Source organism: Methanosarcina sediminis (genome assembly GCF_052056915.1).
In the GTDB taxonomy this organism is placed as follows: Archaea; Halobacteriota; Methanosarcinia; order Methanosarcinales; family Methanosarcinaceae; genus MTP4.
The window spans coordinates 380,084-397,897 of record NZ_CP195119.1 but is presented as its reverse complement, the minus strand read 5'-3'; the positions used below and the strand labels follow the sequence as shown (position 1 = coordinate 397,897).

Sequence of the window (17,814 nt, the reverse complement as noted above, 5' to 3'; positions counted from 1 at the left end):
GAAAAAATAGCTCAAAATCGACAAACTTTAACCCTCATCCTTCCACTTTTTCATCTTTTCTTCCCGCCACTGCTCGATCGCTTTCCAGATTGGCAGAGGATCTATGCCGTGAACTTTGATGTACTCCTCGCGTGTGTACTCATGCATATTGCTGTCCACAAAGTGCAGCGTAGCCTGGTCAGCCTGAAGCCTTGCACCTGCCGGTATTGCCGAAGGATTTACGCAGACCTCTGCACAGTAGCGCCACCCGTCTCCGCCGGTTGGCTCTATCCTGAACGGCTTTCCACAGTTCGGACAGACTCCGATCATTGACTCTTCTTCTTGCTTATCCATAATTTTCCCCCCATGGCTTAAAAAGTGCCAGTTTAAATGGATATTGTGCAGGATGATATATAACGGTATTTTTATAAATTTGTTTTAAACACGGGGTGGGTTTTATAGTTATCTTGATGTTGAATCCACCTTATACTCTGAATCCACCTTATGAAAAGCCGGATAAGGGGGAGACCTATAAAGGGAACTTAGAGTCCCTGACAACCTTTTTTCGAGTTGCTTTATAGGTACCGGCACTCTCACCGGTCGTCGAAGACGACCGGCTTTTCCATAAAGAATATTGAAAAGACTAAAAATAGTATGTAGTTTATCAAAAAAATGTCTGGATAATTAAAAAGTCGGAACGTAAATGGAAGTAAGTCTAACAAAAGTAAAAGACAATAGTGGTAGTTAATAATTGCATAAAGATGCCTGCCAATAATGGCTCTTTATATTTCAAACACTTTTTTTCATAAATTTTGAAAAGGCCGCTTGCTGAAGCAAGCGGTGAGGGCCCCTGTTACCTATAAGAAAAAGAAAATACCCGGAATTAGAATCAGCATCAAAACCTATCATAAAAACCAGGGCCATTTCAAACAATATGGCAGGATCTCGAGCCTGTAATTTATCCTTATTTTATCCCTTTTATAGCGAGCCCCATTAAATTATCGGACACCTGAGCAGATTTTAACTTTGTCCCGGCTAACATTTCTTCAAGCTCGCTTTTAGTGTAAGCCGCAGCAATCGAGGTTTTAAGCCCCGGACGGATTTCGGGAGGCTTGACACTTATCTTCATGAACCAGGCAACAAGCGGGTTCATGTTCCTTTTCAGGTCGCTTATATAAAACCTGCCGCCGTCTTTTAAGACACGGTGAATTTCATTAAAGACCTTTTCCGCTTCACTCCATTCGTGCATGGAGCCGTTCGTGAAGACCGCATCAAAGGTTTCATCTTCAAAAGGGATGACCTCAGCCCTTCCGTTTTTATATTCGACCCGCGATGATAAAACGTATTCGTCAGCATTTTTCCGGGCAAGGTCAATCATATTCTGGCTTATTTCAACCCCCTTAAGGGCAGTCCCGCTGGTTTTCTTCAGCCACTCAAGCCCGAGGTAACCCGGGCCGGGCCCGATCTCCAGTGCAAGCCCGCTGGAAATCCCGGATTTAATCAGCTCGTCGGTTTCCATCCAGCCCTTGTCCCTCAAAAACCTCTGCATCCGGTCATAGACCTTGACGTCAAACTCGCCCTGGATTCCCTCATCTGTTTCCACAACTCTTTGTTTCATAAAGATTCCACATTATTTGTTTTAAAGATAATCGTAAACGGTATTGATAAACACAAAAATTAAAAATCACCTGCCTTCACCAGGTTTATATTGCTATCCTGAACTTCGACATCTTCCAGTATTCTCATCTTTTTATTTCTCCAGATCCCCAGAGCTATCGCGGAAATCATTAATCCGGAAATTATAAACATCAAGGCAATTCCCCTGCCCTCTCCTACTCCGACAATAAAACCGGCTGTTTCAACCAGCGAACCATCCATTTCCAGAAGCGGGTTGAAAACTTTATCAGCCAGAAAACCTGCGACTGCAAAAGCTATGATGGAGCCGAGATAGGTGACCATTGAAATAATAGACCACACACGCCCCTGTTTTCTGTTGTTGATATTTTTCCGGATTAAAACCTCAATAGAGGTGTTGATGAAAGGCAGGGTGGCAAAAAACGTAAACCCTGCTAGAGTAATCAGGACTATATTTGTTGAGAGCCCGAGGTTGGCAAAAAATATCCCTGCTATGAATAGTGAAACCGATAATACTTTAACCTGTTTGTTTTTGCTGCCGAATACTCCGATAAACAGGCTTCCGATAAGTATGCCTGTTGCGCAGACGGACTGGGAGATTCCCACTGTTTTTACTGTTGTTAAACCCAGCAGCATCGGAATTAAAAGCGATTGAAGCAGCCCGACAAAAAAGAGGACGAGCGTGATAGTAAGGACCAGGTTAACCACACCCTTATTTTTCGAAAATTCCTGGATACCCTCTCTAAGTTCAGCCATGATGTTTTGTTCTGCCTGCTTTACTGGAATTCCGCCTATTGCATTCCTTACCCAGATAACAATGGAGCTTGCAATTATGAGAGTGCTGATATCGATTAAAAAAATATATTCGATATCAATCAGGGTTAGCAAAATACCGGCCAGGAAAGGGGAAATTAAATATTGAGCCGAACCTGCCAGCTGCACCAGGCCGCTTGCCTTATCATACTGGGCTTCGGGCAGGAGGTCGGTAATTAAGGCTTTATAAGCCGGTTCCTGGAAAGCTGAAAAAACCGAACTGGCTGCAATCCCGAGATAAATCTGCCAGAGTTCGATATTGCCCCTTACCATCATAAAAAATATGAAGAGAAGCCCGAGCGATGCGCCCATGTCCCCGAGAACCATCATCAAGCGCCTGTCGTGACGGTCTGCCAGGACCCCACCATAGGGTTTTAACAGGAAGGGGGGCAAAAACACACACATCAGTATAAAGACGTAGCTTGAAGCCGAACCGGTCTGCTGGTATACATATATTCCAAGGGAAAAGATGGTAAGCCCGGTACCGATTACCGAGATGAACTGCCCGAACCAGATAAAAAGGAATTTGGAAAAAAGGTCTTCGGATCCGGAGGGCATTTTTTCAGGTCCTGAGGGCATTTTTCCGGATTCTCCGGGCGTTTTTTCGGACCCATATCCCATTTTTCCGGATTTATCCGTCATTTAGTTAGCCCCGGCAGCAAGGTGCTTTTCGGAAAAAAACAGCTCTTTGTCATATGCGATAATAACGGCTGCAAAAACTATGAGGACGAAAGTTTGAATGCACTTTGTGGTCTGGGTCGTATTCAGTGCCTCCTGCGAGATATTGACAATAAAGTGAAAGAGGATCGCCGCAGGAATACTTTTTCCATTTTTTATGCAGATCCAGCTGATAATCATTCCCAGAGGGATGATGCTGACGAAAAAGTTCACGCCAAACCAGATATTCTCGTGAAAAATCTCATACTGGTAGGAGTTATTGACAAATATCATCGGAAAGTGCCAGAGCGACCAGAGTACACTGAAAATAAGCGATGCCTTAAAGTAAGTGTGCCGGCTCTGCAGGCTGTCAAAGGCATATCCCCTCCACCCGAGCTCTTCAAAACCCGCGGCAAGCATAAGAACAAGCAGCACAGGGACAAAGCCCGTTGAAAAAGAGAAACCTTCGGCAAGTTGGAACTGCGAAACCGATCCCCCGAACGGAAGCGAAAGAAGGATGGATACCAGAACGGAAAACGGCGCTATTAGAAAAAATACAGGCAGCATTTTAGGCGCTATCAGCCTTAGATTGATAAGCCGATTAACAAAATCTTTTACTAAGTCAGAGTTCTTTGACGCAAAGATCATGACAAGTGAGATCAAAAACGGTGCCAGCAGCCCGGGCAGCATAACCAACATGTACAGCCCGCTATCGTCCTTAAAACTTAAATATGCCCCTGCAAACCAGAGAACATAGGTCGCTATAAAGGTCGCAGCATAATAGATCCCGGGTTTGTATTTGTAGTTGGGAATCATTTTACCTCCAGGTTTTAACTGCCACGCCCCGTTTTTATTTTTTAACTTAACCCGACTCTGACAGCCAAAAACAATAAGATTGCTTCAGGAATTCTCCTGATTTTCCTGTCTCCGACAAAAATACAAGCAATCATGAAACCCCTGTAAATAATTTTTAATATATATACATTCCTATTTGATACTCATACTTTTTTCATAATCGAGAGGAGAAAAAGGTACAGGGTGACACTATATGGAATATAAAGATATCTGAGGAAATTAGTTAACCGGGAGGAGTTCAAAATTAGCGAACCAATGAAATTGTTTAGCGGCTCTTAACCCTCATCTTAGTGGAACCTGCCCGGGAATTCCGTCTTGCTCCCCCCTTCTCCCCCATACATCATCCGATAGTTTTTACCTTCTTCAGGATCAGCAAAGAAAACGATGTCGATATAAGACAAACCGTGGGCATAATAAATATGACCGGGATAACATTGTACCCTGCATCAGCCATGAATAGGATTTTCGAAGTCAGTGCAGCCATTAATATCGATAAAAAGATGAGATATACGGTCGTGAACAAATATCCGTAACTATTTTTCCTGACCGCAAGCATCCCCGAAACAATACCAATCGGCAAAAGCAGCCCCAGGTCAAATCCCTGGACGATCAATGTTGTATAATGCTGCAGTTCTTCCGGATAGATAGAGCCGTCAAAGAGGGGAGGAAGAACAACCCCGAGCCACAAAAGCGCCACCATGATACTGTTTATCACAAGAAATACGCCTGCGTAACGAATTATTTTTTCAGAAGCAAATAAACTTCCGATATCCTCAAGGTCATAAGAAAACAACGTGAGCATAAGGGCAAAGAAAGCCAAACACAACGAAAACACGTAAGCAAGGAAGAGGATATTGTACATCCCCATAGCCGTGTAGAAAAGATACGTTAGCAGAAAATACATCAGTGTCCCTGATAATACGAATAACCCCCTGACACTGTTTTTCCTGGCGAAATACAGACCGGAAAGCAGGAGTGGAATTCCTATAAAAAGAGTGACATAATCCTGTGCAATCCCCTGTATGGCAAGATCCGCAGACATATGCCTGTAAATCCCTTTCCCGTAGATTGTTACGTCCTCTCCGCGTATGGATGTATAATCATATTCGCCGGGCCCGTCATTTGAAGTTATGCCCGTAAAAGCAGCTATGCCCGAGATAAGGGTTAGCAGTAATACGAGGATTGTGAGAATTCCCTTGTTTTTAATTTTGAACAGCTCCTTATGTAAAAAGTGATCTTTTCTATAAATTGTTTATTTCAGCAATATCCAGACTGATCTGAGGGATTTCGAAAAGTATGGCTGCGGGAGTGCGGAGGAGTTCTTCTTAGAATTCGAAGGAGGGGTCCAAGTCGTTTAAGTAGAGGTTGGAGAGCTTTGAAGGACTTTCATTTTTTTATTTCCTTAAATAAATAGGGAAATCTAGCTTCATGAGAAAGGGTTTCAACGATTTCGATCTCAAAACATTTGCTCGATAATATATCCCTTTATACTTCTGCACAAATAATCGTAAAATTCTCAGTTAAAAAGCATCTATGAAACTTTTGCTTTAGAAGACTTGTGTCTTAAAACTATAACATTTTAATTTATAAGTAAATCGAGGTTCAGTTTTAAATCGAACACTTTATTAGAGAATAGAATATCTGTTAAACATAATAAAAATGGGGATTCAAAATGCAAAATTGCTTTGTTGGCGATGTGGGCGACTTTGTCAAATTTGGATTACTTAATTACTTATTGGGAAAAACTGAAAGTGGATTTTATAAATTAGGGGTTAACTGGTATCTTGTTCCCGATGAATCAAATAATGATGGAAAGTTTATAACGTATTTGAACCCGAAAAATCAAATCGGATCCAGTTTGAAAAAGTGTAATCCAAGTCTCTATGAGCAATTGTATGAAGTTGTGTTAATCAAAAGAAGACGGTATGTATTAGAAATTGAAGATGGAAGCGTATTACCTGACACCACTCTTTTTTTTCATGAATTATTTGACTTCTCAAACAAACCTTTGGAAGAAAGAATAAGTTTCAGAAGAAGTTGGCATCTTAGAGCTCTAACTAAGCTCAAAGAATCAGACATAGTATTTCTTGATCCAGACAATGGGGTTGAAAATAAAGGTTTAAAAGCCACTCAAAAAAAATCTGCAAAACAAGCTGTCTCAAAACCGTTTTGAATTCTACAATTGGGTAATATCCATTTCAATTTCAATTTTTATTCGAAAAGAGATCAGTTTTCATTGATCAACATAGCTTACTTGTCTTTCCCGCCACAATTCTGCATCCATTCCCTAATTTATTTCCTCTCCCGGTTATCATTTTCAGAATTTCTTTCAAACTTTTACCTTCTCTCTTCATGAAATCCACTATTTTCTTTAGATTGTGTACAGTACACATCATAATAAACTCAATTTTTGTCTTCCTTTTCCCTCTCAAAAGAAATTCCCTGAATCCTCTATCCTGTTTCATCTGGCCAAACACAGGTTCTACAGTAAACATTCTTTCCTGATACTGTTCCGTTCCTTCTTCTGTATTCAGTTTAGCCCTCATATTCTCCATCAGGTACTCCCTTGGATCTCTTGATATTGTCCTGTTTTCACTCTCGGTACATGCATTTTTTAACACGCATAAAGAACAATACTTACATACATAATACCGTAAATCTGGCTCATCGTTCCTTTTTTGTATTCTTGTAAATGGGATTTCAAATGCAGCAGGGCAATAATAACAGTCCTTTTCCTGATCATATTTAAAGAGAGATTTTCTGAACTTCTTTGCTTTTCCCCTTTTCTCTACTTCATAAAAGTTATCAGGAATATAAGCATCAATTTCTTGATCGAGTAAAAATTTCACATTATCATATGAAAAATAACCTGCATCTGCCAGCACTATTGTTGGCTTGTATCCCAGTGTTTCTTTTACATTTTCTATCATTGGTTCAACTTGATGCAAGTCATTTTCTTCATCGACAACGTCTGATGCAACGATTATTTGTTCCTTTTCATCAACAGCAACCTGACAATTATAAGAAGGTTTCTTGCTTCCATCTTTATGCTTCATAATTTTAGCATCGTTGTCTGTGATGTTTACTTTTTTTAACTTTTCTTCGTCAATTTTTTTCATAGCAGCTTTGATTTTCTCTAATCTTTTCTGCTTGTTAACCAGTTCTTCTGGCACCTGGTATGGTGTCGAATCACCATAAATTTCGTCTTCCTGTTTATCGACCTCAATGCTTTCTTTGAGTATCTTATCGATCTCTTTTTTGAGAGCGTCGGAACTCTTACTTTGTCTTGGTGAAGCGTTTGCCTTAACCTTTGTTCCATCGATCGAAATACTGGAACCAATCATATCCATTTCCTTACAAAACGTGACAACCTGTGAAAATATTTCTTTAATCGGGTCAAGATGAGTTGAACGGAATCGACAAATAGTATGGAAATCAGGTTTTTGCATAGCTGCAAGGTACATAAAAGCAGTATCAGTTTGTGTCATTTGCTCTATCTTGCGTGAACTTCTAATGTTTATAAGGTACCCGTAGAGTAAGATTTTTAAAAGAAATCTTGGGTGATAGGCAGGGCAACCTTCCTCAGAGTAAGTGGACTCAATATCACTAATATCAACGAGATCTATGAGGTCGTTTAACACTCTGGCAATATGGTTTTCAGGAACAAACTCTTCCAGGCTTAATGGAAGTAAAAATTGCTGCTTTTGATCGTACTTTTTGAACATGGTGAAACACTGGAATTAATTTTATCAAATAGTATACTTATATGTAATACATATTTTTAAAAAGATAAATATTCCTAATATTTCTTACCCAAATGTGCGATCAAGCATAGTTTTGAGACGGCCTGGAATGGTTTCTTTTGCCATTTTTTATTTTTTACTGCCGACTACAATATACCTGTAAATTGAAACTTGTTTACAGAGACTTGTTTACAGAGACTTGTTTACAGAGACTTGTTTACAGAGACTTGTTTACAGAGACTTGTTTACAGAGACTTGTTTACAGAGACTTGTTTACAGAGACTTGTTTACAGAGACTTGTTTACAGAGACTTGTTTACAGAGACTTGTCTACAGAGACTTGTTTTAAGTTTGAAGTTCAGGAATAATATCAAACCAGCGGGGGTAGTAAATGACCGACGTAAAGAGAGAAGGAACAGCCCTTATCATAGTAGACGCACAAAATTATGTTCTCCACGAAAATGGATTCGGCGCGGAATGGGGGGTCTGTCAGCACGCTAAAGAAACGAATATGATCGAAAATACGAAGAAAGCCACAGAAAAAGCAAGAGTAAAGGGGATTCCGGTAATTTATATTGTAATGGGCCTGAGGCTGAAGGTTTTGCCTGATATGGGATTATGGAAAGATGTTAAGGAGATCAACTTCAAAGAAATCAATTCTGGAGGAAGTGGGCCTGGCCGCAGTCTTGCGGAAGAACTCGCGATTGTGGAAGAACTTACCCCTCATCCCGAGGATTTCGTAGTCACCAAGTACAATACCATGGACGCCTTTCATAATACCGATCTGGAGCTAATACTAAAGGGTCTGAAATGTGATACCCTGATCCTTACAGGGGATGCAACAAACCTCTGCTTCGAAACCACGGTGAGAAGTGCGTTTAACAGGGGCTATAAGTGCATAGTGCTCAGCGACTGTACAGCCACAATAAATAAAGAATTTCAAAAGTTTGCGATAGAAGTCATCTTCCCGATGCTTGGTGAAGTTATAACGGTGGAAGAACTGGAAATAATTCCCTGAACCCGGAGACCACTTTTTGATCCAAATTTCATAGGAGTAACCCCGCCAGTTTGCCTGGTGGCGCCTTCTCAACTAAAACTAAAACTAAAAATGAAACAAAAATAAAAAAAGATATGTCAACCAAGTAACGGGGAACACCAGTTGAGAGATTATGCTTAATTTGCTCATAAATTGTTAATGGGGATGGGGCATCTGAGTTAGTAAAAGAGTGGTTGGGGAAAAGGGGAGTAAAAATGGAGGTTAGTTGGGAAGAGATTTCTCTCAGATGCCCCTGTTATTTAATATTGGTTTGATTATATAAAAATATATGTATTTTTATTAGGCTGTGATTTGGGTCCGGATTATCTACTGGCTTTCCACGAAAAATTCCGGAACAAAAGAAATATGTATTCATAAGTTCAACATAACTCCGGGGAAAATTATAGGCTCATTGGGGGATTTCGGAGCCTGGAAATATATTCACGACCGGGGAAGTGTTGGGCATTAATATATCTAACAGTAGAAACACTGTGGCAATTATCGGAGGGGGGCTGGTCGGCAGCGCCGTATTGAAGGAACTCGTGCAAGGTTGGGTCTGCGGAAAGAGGGAGCAGATGAACACCTGCCCTGATTCTCGCTTCCATACGGCATGCCACCCTGAGCTTGAGACGATTCATATCACAACGCGCAGCGAAGCCAGCCTGGTCAGGCAGTTATGGAAGATTAAAGACTTCCTGGCCCGGGAAGAAGATGTCAGGGTGGGGCAGGTCGAGCCCCTGAACTTAGCTCTGGAATGCGGGCCGAACCGGCTCAGGATCGAGGCTGAGCAGCTCGATATTGTCCCGGAGGGTCTGGGGCCTTCGACCGTGGATGACGAGAGTTTCAGGAAAGCTTCGGCTCTGTATTCCTACCTGGCGGAAAAGCGCCCTGAAACCCTGGTCCTCGGGGTCAACCTGGCTTCCGTGGCTTCCTACCAGAAGAAGGAAATCCAGAACGCCGTGCTTGCCTGGGTCCTGATTACCCTGAAAGAGGCAGCTGACGAGTTTGGGATAGAAACGGTAGCACTCATAGGGACAACTGCGCTCGGAGGCATGGGCACCAACATGGTCTGGACCCACCAGAGTTCGCAGCAGATGGATTCCAGCCTGGTGAACAAGATCCTGGCGGCCTATGGCATCCTGGGGATTGTGGATAGGATCCACCAGGACAGCGACTCCTCTACCCGCTGGGTCCTGCTCACCCCGGGCAGTTTGCTGGGGTACGACTACCTCGATACCGGACCTGTCAGGTACTTTTCCCTTCCCGAAGGGCTGCCTGAAGGGGTTGAAGAATCTGTCCGCAAAAGCTGCCTTAAAGTTCCGCTGTACGAACCCCTGGAGTTTGACCTCACGGCCCTGTCCGACGAGCCGATTTTGTGGGAAGAACGGAGAGTAAAGGAGGCCTTTCTCTCCGGGGCTAAAATAAAATGCGGAGAATCGGGAGAATATTCCCCCCTCCAGTTCGCCTGCCTTTCCCATGCCTTCCAGATGGGTTTTAACACGGACGTTTTTATCGCCAGGATTTTGATGGACGAACTGATGGGAAAAAGCACCGGCTACAACCAGATCCCTCTGGGCTCCGGCAAAGTGATAGAACCTACGGGCCGGGGCCAGCTCGAACGGGACCTGGTCCTGAAAAGGTTTGCCGAAATGGAGCGCGAGACCGGCATTCGGGCTCCCCCTATCTACCCTGCGCTGGGCTCTACCCGGACCCAGAAAGAAATTGTCCTGGCCGACCTCCTCTACCGGCTGCTGAAGGAGCACTTCGGGGAGCCGACTCTCCGGCAAATAAGTGCGTACAGCCCGGACGCCCTGGCAAAAGAGCTCTGGGAATACCTTCAAGCCTACCCGCAGCTTTTTGCCGAAATCACAGCCGTAATTCCAGTCATATCTCCCGAAGGAAAGCTCTGCACAGGGCCTTACGTGATGTATCTGAAAAAAGGGGTTTCCAGAGCCTCAGACCTTGCGGAACTTGCCGATAAGGAATGCCTCCGGAATTTTGCCGCCCTCGGAGCCGTTGACCTCAGGCCTGCGGGAGAACAGCTATCATGCGGACGCAGGGTCTACGAAACCGGGGTGGAAATCCTGATCAAGCGGGCCCGTTTAATCCTTGACAGATATGCCTGTGCTTTTCCTTCAACCGAAATTGACCAGGCTGGCAGTAGTACGGACCCGCGGGTCAGGCACTGGAAACTGCTCAGCAGCGAGTCCCAAACAGCGTTTGATCCTGTCCTCTTTGTCGTTCAATTCCTGGGAGGAGAACGCCCCTACCAGTAATTTTACCTTTAATCCTGCCAGTAATTCTACATTTTATTCTACTCGTAATGAGCCCTTCAAATATTGGACTTCTCTGCGATGAGTTTACATGTAATGGGTTCTGCTTTTGGGGCCTCTATATTCAGGATTCTGAATAGACTTTTGTGAACTCTACGCCTATGGTGAGCATGATTGAAGTGTAATACAGCCAGAGGAATAGCCCTATTATTGACCCGATTACCCCGTAGAGAGAATTAATTCCGCTATATAAGAGGTAAATTCCGAAGGCATACTTGCCTACGGTTATGAGAATTACGGTTACTACTGCCCCTACGAAAGTGGGTTTGAAATCAAGTTTGGTATCCGGCAGCACCCTGTATATGAACATGAAAAACAGGACAAGGATGAGAAAACTTGCTATTGAACTCGTATACTGGACAAGGCCCACGGAACAGGGCAGAGAGTCCTGTAAAATTTTTGAACTCCTGAACAGGATACCTTCAACGAGGATGCTTATTACCAGCAACCCCCCGAAGATTATGACCACGATAAAGGACAGGACTGCGTTCCTTATGAAGCCCTTAACAGTACCGTTTTCAGCGGGCTGGACATTCCACATTTGCTCAAGAAAATTCTTCAAATGCCGGAATACGTTGCTAGCGCTCCAGAGCAGGAACACAAAACCGATTAGTGCACTTATCGAAAGGGATTCGACTTCGGGAATCTGTTCGAAAAGCAGATTTATCAGCCCTATAATCCTATTATCGACAACTCCTTCAAGGGAGTTGAATATGAGTTCCTGGATGTCCTTCGACTTCAAAAAGATGCTTCCTACGGATACCGATAATAAAAGAAGGGCAGGCAGGCTCAAAACAAAGTAGTATGCCAGTGCGGCGCTGTAAGTTTTCCCGTTATCATCCACCCATTCCCGGAAAGTTCCGATAATAAGGCCCTTGAAATATTCCAGGCTCATGCCTTCCCCACAAGTGTTTTCCCAATCTGGTTCCCTGATTTTTTTCTTTCCGAATTGCTTTCTCCGGGTTCGTTCCTCTCGGATTTGTTTTCCCCTGTTTTGTTTTCCCCCCGGGATGCTTTTGTGCTTGCTTTTGTGCTTGCTTATATTTGTCTCCGGAGTATATATTTTTATCAAACAAAAGTTAATGTTAAAAGGAGGGAAAATGGCAAAGGGCATGGTATACCTTTATACCGGGGAAGGAGAAGGCAAGACCACCAACGCTTTCGGACTGGCCCTGAGGGCAGTGGGACACGGCTACAGGGTTGTAATTGTCCAGTTCCTGAAGGGCAGGAAGTACATAGGGGAGTATAAAGTAAAGGACCGGCTGGCTCCGGAATATGAAATCCGCCAGTTCGGAAGGGAAGAGTTCATAGATTTCAGGAACCCCGAGCCTCCGGATTATGAGCTGGCAGAAAAGGGCATGGAGTTTGCAAAGCAAGCCCTCAAGAGTAAGCCGAGACTCCTGATATTGGACGAAATAAACCTTGCAGCCCGTTTCGGTATAGTGAAGACCGGAGACGTCCTTAAACTGCTGGAAGAGGTCCCGGAAGAGACCACGGTAGTCCTGACAGGGAGGAGGGCTCCCGCGGAATTTGTGGAAAGGGCAGATCTGGTAACCGAGATGAAGTTTGTTAAGCACCCCTTCGAAAAAAACATTAACGCAAGGGAGGGAGTTGAATATTAATTAACGTCAGAATAAGTCTGAAATAATCCCGGAACAATGCAACGACCTAACACTGAAGAAAGTAACAGTAACCTATCAGTGAAAAAGTGAGTTTCGAGTTTTTTATTCCCTGGTTTTGGGAATTTTAGCGTTTAATAAGTGACTTCAATAAAATTTCCTTCCCGGTCTGTCGCTCTGATCTTGAACGCTACAGAGAAAGGATCTTTTGCAGTTCTGTCACTTACGATCACTGAATTTTTATCCTGAATGTAATCTCCTTCCATGTTTTCCCTCCCTTCTAATCAAGATAGCTCCTTTTGGGGGATCGATAATCTGGAGATGAGTTACATAAGGGCAAAAATTCCTATTAAAGGCATGAATTATGCTTTGAAGGAGAGTTCCAGACCTCTCCATCCTTTCCCGAAAATCTTATCCTCTTCATGGGTCCCCCAACCCCTGGATTTTTTCTATGATTTTCGATGTAAAATATTTGATATTTACCAATACTCCTTTACAGTATATAAAATTATTTTATTTTTAGCCAAGTTTATTTTTTAATAATAGAGTTTTTTTAGAACGAATCTATCGCTGCCATCTACTTTTTTTAACTTTGCAGGCGGGAAGTCCCCTTCCCCGGAGGCCGTAGGCCGACAGGTGGGGGATGAAAGCCGTCCACTTCCCGGAACTACAATAAAACAACTTTTTACAAATTGTTCAAAGACTCGTATATATATGCAAACTGACATATTCTAAATGTCCCATGCAACTGACTGAAAAGATCAAAATTCATCCTACAGAAGAACAGGTTGATGTTCTCTGGACTATCTCTAACCTCTGTAGGGTAACCTATAATTTTGCTCTGACCGAAAGACAGGAAGCGTGGAAAAACGAGAACAGGCGTGTCAGGTATGTGGAACAACAAAACAAGCTACCCGAGATAAAAGAAAAGTTTCCTCAGTACAAAATGGTCTATTCCAAAGTGTTGCAGGGAATTCTCAAAAAGCTTGACGCTAACTACAAATCGTTTTTTGCCCTTCGCAAAAATGGGGATACAGGTGCAAGACCACCAAAACACAGGGGAAAAAACTACTTTTTCACAATAGTATACAACCAGAGTGGTTTCAAGTTCGGGGACGGAAACGTTTCTTTTTCCCATAAGGTCAACGAGTTTCCTCTTTCTTTCGATATTGATCGGGGGTTCGAAAACAGGAAAGTCAAACAGGTAGAGATCTACAACAGTGACCCCTATAAAGCCAGAGGAGACTGGTACATCTCAGTAACCTATGACTACGAATCGGAGGTTCAGTACCATGATAACGGTCTGTATCAGGCGATTGATGCAGGGGTTACGAAAATGGTAACTGCTGTCAACTCTTACGGAAAGTTTTTCGAAGCAAAAACCGCAAGACCTGATAAGTACTGGAACAAAAAAATTGATACTCTGAAATCCAGGAGAGATCACTGCAAGAAGAATGGCAGAAGATAGCAGAGGTTCAACACCAACATCAAAAAAATGGAGAAGAAAAAGGCTGGCCAGAATAAGGATTATCAGCACAAACTCTCCCTAAAGATGGTTAAAAACACGAAGGCTAACATCATCATTATCGGGGATCTGAAAGTCAAGAAAATGGCTAAGTCAAAAAAGCTAAAAGGAAATCGGAAAAAAGGACTTAACAGATCTACTCAGAATCAGGGTTTCCTTTCCCGTTTCATCGGATTTTTGACCTACAAAGCTGAAAAAGTAGGTAAGAAAGTAATAAAAATCGATGAAAGTTATACGTCAAAAGAATGTTACGTTTGCAAAAAACTGCATGATATGCCACTATATCAGCGAACTATGTCTTGTGATTGTGGAAACGTTATAGACAGGGATAGAAACTCTGCTATCAATATCATGGAACGTTTCCTATCACAGAATGCCTTGTGGACAGGCTATCGGTTCTTTGCCGATAATCTTCGACAAACAGGCTTGAAGATGGGTATTGAGTTCTTAGAGCCGATACATGGATGATTCGAGTACTCGAAGGAAGCCCCTTCCTCGGCTCCGGAGGAGACAGGGAGGGGTAGTTCACGAAAAGAACGGCATATGAATGAGAGGTGATGATCTGACTATATGCCGCTCTTCATATTACTGATTGAATGTAACTATTTTAATTTTTGCTTAACAGCGTTATTAAAAAACGGTTAAATTCCATGAATTAATAAAAGCAAAAAAGTAGTCTGGGTGGATGAATTTGTATTCCATCCACCTATTTCAAATTTGAAATAAACTATTTTTCCTCAAGCGTTTTCCTTCGCCCACTTTGCCCCGGCTTCCAGGACCTGCTGGTTGAAAGCAATGACTTTGGGCTTTCCCGGGAAGTTTTCGGCAATGGCTTCCTTGAAGGCTTCATCTTCGAGGCTGGTTACGCCGAGTCCCAGGAGGACTCCGAGCATGAAGGAGTTGGCTGCCCTTTCGTCCCCGGCTTCTTTGGCTTTTTCGGTTGAAGGGACTGCGACGGCTTTGACACCTGCGGGGGTCTCGACCTCACCGATGGTGGCGTCGTAGAGGATGGTCCCGCCTTCCCTTACGGCCCCTTCGAACTTTTCAAGGGAGGGGCGGTTCATGGCGATCAGGATGTCCGGGGTGTAGACTGTTGGAGAGCCGATTGGCTGACCGGAAATCACAACCGAGCAGTTTGAAGTCCCTCCGCGCTGTTCCGGACCGTAGGAGGGGAACCAGGAGGCGTTGAGGTCTGCCTTCACTCCTGCCTGGGCAAGGATCAGGCCCATGCTCAGGACGCCCTGGCCTCCGAAACCTGCAATCTTGGTCTGGACAGGGGTAAAATCTGTCCTGGGGGGGATTTCCTCGGCTTCGGCTTCAATGCCGTAGAGCTTGTCCAGAGTTTCCTTTGTGAAGTCGCTGGTCCCGCGGTCGAGGGGTTTGGCTTCTTCGGAGTTGTCCCTGAAGTTCTTGAGCGGGAATTCCTTTTCCATCTCCTCGTTGATGAACTCGATAGCCTGTTCGGCGTCCATCTTCAGGTTGGTTGGGCATGCGGCAAGCACTTCCACAAAGGCGTACCCTTTGCCGTCGCGCTGGACTTCGAGAGCTTTCCGGATGGCCTTGCGGGCTTTCCTTATGTGGGAAATGTCCGAAACCGACACCCTTTCGATAAAGACAGGGGCTTTCAGGTTTTCAAGGAGCTCGCACATGTGGAGCGGATAGCCTGCAAAGCGGGGGTCGCGGCCTTCGGGACAGGTGGTGGTTTTTTCGCCGATCAGGGTCGTGGGTGCCATCTGTCCGCCGGTCATGCCGTAGACGGTGTTGTTCACGAAGAAGACAGCAAGTTTTTCGCCCCGGTTTGCCGCCTGGAGGGTCTCATTCAGGCCGATTGAGGCAAGGTCACCGTCACCCTGGTAGGAAATGACCACAGCGTTATCCTCAGCCCTGGAAACCCCGGTCCCGACCGCAGGAGCGCGGCCGTGGGCGACCTGGATGTTGCCTGCATCAAAATAATAGTAAGCAAAGACTGCACAGCCCACAGGACTGATCATGACGGTCCTGTCCTGGACCCCGAGGTCGTCAATGGCCTCGGCAATGAGCTTATGCAAGACTCCGTGCCCGCAGCCGGGGCAGTAGTGGGTAGCTGTGGGAGCGGCTCCGCCCTTCCTGGGGAATTCCGCATACAGGGCGTCAGGCCTTTTGATTACTTTTTCATCGCCTATGATTTTTGCTGCCATTTTCATGCCTCCCCTGCAAGTTTTCTGATTTTGTCCATTACCTGGTCGAGGGTGATCAGGTTTCCTCCCATGCGGTTTACAAGTTCCACGGGCTGTGAGCAGCCGATGGCAAGCCTGACGTCGTCTACCATCTGTCCATTGCTCATCTCCACTGAGATGAAAGAGCAACCTTTTTCAGCCAGGACTTTCAGTTCGGCTGCCGGGAAGGGGAAGAGGGTCTTTGGCCTGAAGAGCCCTACCTTGAGGCCTTCCTTTCTGGCAAGGTCCACGGCAGACCTGCAAATCCTGCTGCTGATCCCGTATGAGACCAGAACGACACTGGCATCGTCGGTCAGGTATTCCTCGTAGTCAACCTCGTTTTGCTTGATCAGTTCGTATTTTGCCTGCAGCTTTTCGTTAAACTGTCCAAGCTCGTTGAAGTCCAGGAAAATCGAAGTGACCAGGTTCGGCCTTGTTTCGGCTGTGCCGTTGACTGCCCAGGAAGTGTCGATTTCGGGAACAATAGCTTCTGTCGGGAATTCCAGGGACTCGATCATCTGCCCGAGCACCCCGTCGGCCAGGACCACTGCCGGATTCCGGTATTTGAAGGCAAGCTCGAAAGCTTTCATGGTCATGTCGCACATTTCCTGCACGGAGTTCGGGGCAAGCACGATATTCTGGTAGTTTCCGTGCCCTCCTCCTTTTACGACCTGGTTGTAGTCCCCCTGTTCGGGACCGATGTTCCCGAGCCCCGGGCCTGCCCTCATGATGTCCACCACCACACAGGGAAGTTCCGCGCCTGCCAGGTAGGACATTCCTTCCTGCATCAGGCTGATCCCGGGTCCGGAGGAAGAGGTCATAACCCTGTGCCCGGCTGATGCCCCACCGAAGACCATGTTGATTGCGGCTTCTTCGGACTCGGCCTGGACGAATTTCCTGCCTATTTTCGGGAAATATTTGGACGCATCGTGCAGGATTTCACTTGCCGGCGTGATGGGGTATCCGAAGAAACAGTCGCATCCGGCGTAAAGTGCCCCGACGATTACTGCGGAGTTGCCTTTTATGAGTTGTGTTGCCATCTTTTATACCTCCTCCTGCCTTATTCGGCCTTTTCCTCCTTTAGAGGGATGTGAATTTCGATTGCCAGGGGTTCAGGGCAGGTGTAGAAACAGTTCGCACATCCGGAGCAGCCCTCGCCCTTGTATACCACATAGTGGTACCCGCGTTCGTTCAGCTCCTCACTCATGGAAAGCACGCCCTTCGGGCATGCCAGGAGGCAGCGGCCGCAGGCTTTGCATTCAAGGATGTTGATAACAGGGTACGGTTCTTTTTTATCACTTTTTGACATAGCGGACCTCATATTGTTTTAATTCTGGATACTGACAGGGCTCCTCGATGTTTCTCTGTCCATTTTCTGCTCTCAGGTCCATTTTTCCGTTTTCTTCTATGGACTTTCAGTCCCGG

17 protein-coding genes are annotated in these 17,814 nt (G+C 44.8%); 6 read left to right on the top strand and 11 right to left on the bottom strand.

What is annotated here, in order from left to right:
* Window positions 1–27 precede the first annotated feature (27 nt).
* The 5 genes from ACSAZK_RS01685 to ACSAZK_RS01665 form a co-directional block, all read right to left on the bottom strand.
* Window positions 28–333, bottom strand: a complete 306-nt coding sequence (locus tag ACSAZK_RS01685) for a hypothetical protein (RefSeq protein WP_440955704.1) — start codon at window positions 331–333, stop codon at window positions 28–30.
* Window positions 334–943: 610 nt separating this feature from the next.
* Window positions 944–1,597, bottom strand: coding sequence for a class I SAM-dependent methyltransferase (locus tag ACSAZK_RS01680; RefSeq protein WP_440955703.1), 654 nt, complete (start codon window positions 1,595–1,597; stop codon window positions 944–946).
* A gap of 59 nt (window positions 1,598–1,656) precedes the next feature.
* A complete protein-coding gene (locus ACSAZK_RS01675) occupies window positions 1,657–3,069 on the bottom strand; it encodes an MFS transporter (RefSeq protein ID WP_440955702.1) in 1,413 nt (470 codons plus the stop codon).
* Entirely contained in the window at window positions 3,070–3,900 is an 831-nt protein-coding gene (gene mmrce1, locus ACSAZK_RS01670; protein WP_440955701.1) for an MmRce1 family CPBP family CAAX prenyl protease, read from the bottom strand.
* 379 nt (window positions 3,901–4,279) lie between these two features.
* The gene (locus ACSAZK_RS01665; RefSeq protein WP_440955700.1) at window positions 4,280–4,981 is read right to left on the bottom strand and encodes a hypothetical protein; all 702 of its coding nucleotides are present in this window, start codon (window positions 4,979–4,981) and stop codon (window positions 4,280–4,282) included.
* Between the two features lie 654 nt (window positions 4,982–5,635).
* Here ACSAZK_RS01665 and ACSAZK_RS01660 point away from each other — a divergent pair.
* A complete protein-coding gene (locus tag ACSAZK_RS01660) occupies window positions 5,636–6,112 on the top strand; it encodes a hypothetical protein (protein WP_440955699.1) in 477 nt (158 codons plus the stop codon).
* A 67-nt stretch (window positions 6,113–6,179) separates the two neighbouring features.
* On the opposite strand, the gene ACSAZK_RS01655 is transcribed toward ACSAZK_RS01660, so the two are convergent.
* Window positions 6,180–7,664, bottom strand: coding sequence for an IS1182 family transposase (locus ACSAZK_RS01655; RefSeq protein WP_440953887.1), 1,485 nt, complete (start codon window positions 7,662–7,664; stop codon window positions 6,180–6,182).
* A gap of 408 nt (window positions 7,665–8,072) precedes the next feature.
* Here ACSAZK_RS01655 and ACSAZK_RS01650 point away from each other — a divergent pair, with 408 nt between their 5' ends.
* Together ACSAZK_RS01650 and ACSAZK_RS01645 are read left to right on the top strand one after the other, a co-directional pair.
* The gene (locus ACSAZK_RS01650) at window positions 8,073–8,699 is read left to right on the top strand and encodes a cysteine hydrolase (RefSeq protein WP_440955698.1); all 627 of its coding nucleotides are present in this window, start codon (window positions 8,073–8,075) and stop codon (window positions 8,697–8,699) included.
* A gap of 476 nt (window positions 8,700–9,175) precedes the next feature.
* Window positions 9,176–10,993, top strand: coding sequence for a hypothetical protein (locus ACSAZK_RS01645; protein WP_440955697.1), 1,818 nt, complete (start codon window positions 9,176–9,178; stop codon window positions 10,991–10,993).
* A 121-nt stretch (window positions 10,994–11,114) separates the two neighbouring features.
* Here ACSAZK_RS01645 and ACSAZK_RS01640 read toward each other — a convergent pair whose 3' ends face one another.
* The gene (locus ACSAZK_RS01640; protein WP_440955696.1) at window positions 11,115–11,945 is read right to left on the bottom strand and encodes a YihY/virulence factor BrkB family protein; all 831 of its coding nucleotides are present in this window, start codon (window positions 11,943–11,945) and stop codon (window positions 11,115–11,117) included.
* A 205-nt stretch (window positions 11,946–12,150) separates the two neighbouring features.
* On the opposite strand from ACSAZK_RS01640, the gene ACSAZK_RS01635 reads away from it, so the two are divergent.
* On the top strand, window positions 12,151–12,672 hold the full coding sequence (locus tag ACSAZK_RS01635) for a cob(I)yrinic acid a,c-diamide adenosyltransferase (RefSeq protein WP_440955695.1): 522 nt from the start codon (window positions 12,151–12,153) through the stop codon (window positions 12,670–12,672).
* A 131-nt stretch (window positions 12,673–12,803) separates the two neighbouring features.
* Here the strand turns inward: ACSAZK_RS01635 and ACSAZK_RS01630 are convergent, their stop codons facing one another.
* The gene (locus tag ACSAZK_RS01630; protein ID WP_440955694.1) at window positions 12,804–12,935 is read right to left on the bottom strand and encodes a hypothetical protein; all 132 of its coding nucleotides are present in this window, start codon (window positions 12,933–12,935) and stop codon (window positions 12,804–12,806) included.
* A gap of 476 nt (window positions 12,936–13,411) precedes the next feature.
* Here ACSAZK_RS01630 and ACSAZK_RS01625 point away from each other — a divergent pair, with 476 nt between their 5' ends.
* A complete protein-coding gene (locus ACSAZK_RS01625) occupies window positions 13,412–14,137 on the top strand; it encodes an RNA-guided endonuclease InsQ/TnpB family protein (RefSeq protein WP_440955693.1) in 726 nt (241 codons plus the stop codon).
* A gap of 27 nt (window positions 14,138–14,164) precedes the next feature.
* Window positions 14,165–14,662 (top strand): RNA-guided endonuclease InsQ/TnpB family protein, encoded by a 498-nt coding sequence (locus ACSAZK_RS01620; RefSeq protein WP_440955692.1) that lies wholly within the window; start codon window positions 14,165–14,167, stop codon window positions 14,660–14,662.
* A gap of 269 nt (window positions 14,663–14,931) precedes the next feature.
* Here the strand turns inward: ACSAZK_RS01620 and ACSAZK_RS01615 are convergent, their stop codons facing one another.
* The 3 genes from ACSAZK_RS01615 to ACSAZK_RS01605 are packed head-to-tail and all read right to left on the bottom strand — an operon-like array spanning window position 14,932 to window position 17,698.
* The gene (locus ACSAZK_RS01615) at window positions 14,932–16,371 is read right to left on the bottom strand and encodes a 2-oxoacid:acceptor oxidoreductase family protein (RefSeq protein WP_440955691.1); all 1,440 of its coding nucleotides are present in this window, start codon (window positions 16,369–16,371) and stop codon (window positions 14,932–14,934) included.
* A gap of 2 nt (window positions 16,372–16,373) precedes the next feature.
* Window positions 16,374–17,429 (bottom strand): 3-methyl-2-oxobutanoate dehydrogenase subunit VorB, encoded by a 1,056-nt coding sequence (locus ACSAZK_RS01610; RefSeq protein WP_440955690.1) that lies wholly within the window; start codon window positions 17,427–17,429, stop codon window positions 16,374–16,376.
* A gap of 20 nt (window positions 17,430–17,449) precedes the next feature.
* Window positions 17,450–17,698 (bottom strand): 4Fe-4S dicluster domain-containing protein, encoded by a 249-nt coding sequence (locus ACSAZK_RS01605; RefSeq protein WP_048183275.1) that lies wholly within the window; start codon window positions 17,696–17,698, stop codon window positions 17,450–17,452.
* Between the last annotated feature and the right edge of the window lie 116 nt (window positions 17,699–17,814).

Coding starts and splice junctions, on each gene's coding strand:
- ACSAZK_RS01640 (WP_440955696.1), bottom strand. CDS start 11,945: ATGAGCCTGGAATATTTCAAGGGCCTTATTATCGGAACTTTCCGGGAA.
- ACSAZK_RS01680 (WP_440955703.1), bottom strand. CDS start 1,597: ATGAAACAAAGAGTTGTGGAAACAGATGAGGGAATCCAGGGCGAGTTT.
- ACSAZK_RS01630 (WP_440955694.1), bottom strand. CDS start 12,935: ATGGAAGGAGATTACATTCAGGATAAAAATTCAGTGATCGTAAGTGAC.
- mmrce1 (WP_440955701.1), bottom strand. CDS start 3,900: ATGATTCCCAACTACAAATACAAACCCGGGATCTATTATGCTGCGACC.
- ACSAZK_RS01615 (WP_440955691.1), bottom strand. CDS start 16,371: ATGGCAGCAAAAATCATAGGCGATGAAAAAGTAATCAAAAGGCCTGAC.
- ACSAZK_RS01655 (WP_440953887.1), bottom strand. CDS start 7,664: ATGTTCAAAAAGTACGATCAAAAGCAGCAATTTTTACTTCCATTAAGC.
- ACSAZK_RS01650 (WP_440955698.1), top strand. CDS start 8,073: ATGACCGACGTAAAGAGAGAAGGAACAGCCCTTATCATAGTAGACGCA.
- ACSAZK_RS01620 (WP_440955692.1), top strand. CDS start 14,165: ATGGAGAAGAAAAAGGCTGGCCAGAATAAGGATTATCAGCACAAACTC.
- ACSAZK_RS01610 (WP_440955690.1), bottom strand. CDS start 17,429: ATGGCAACACAACTCATAAAAGGCAACTCCGCAGTAATCGTCGGGGCA.
- ACSAZK_RS01675 (WP_440955702.1), bottom strand. CDS start 3,069: ATGACGGATAAATCCGGAAAAATGGGATATGGGTCCGAAAAAACGCCC.
- ACSAZK_RS01665 (WP_440955700.1), bottom strand. CDS start 4,981: ATGTCTGCGGATCTTGCCATACAGGGGATTGCACAGGATTATGTCACT.
- ACSAZK_RS01625 (WP_440955693.1), top strand. CDS start 13,412: ATGCAACTGACTGAAAAGATCAAAATTCATCCTACAGAAGAACAGGTT.
- ACSAZK_RS01685 (WP_440955704.1), bottom strand. CDS start 333: ATGGATAAGCAAGAAGAAGAGTCAATGATCGGAGTCTGTCCGAACTGT.
- ACSAZK_RS01635 (WP_440955695.1), top strand. CDS start 12,151: ATGGCAAAGGGCATGGTATACCTTTATACCGGGGAAGGAGAAGGCAAG.
- ACSAZK_RS01605 (WP_048183275.1), bottom strand. CDS start 17,698: ATGTCAAAAAGTGATAAAAAAGAACCGTACCCTGTTATCAACATCCTT.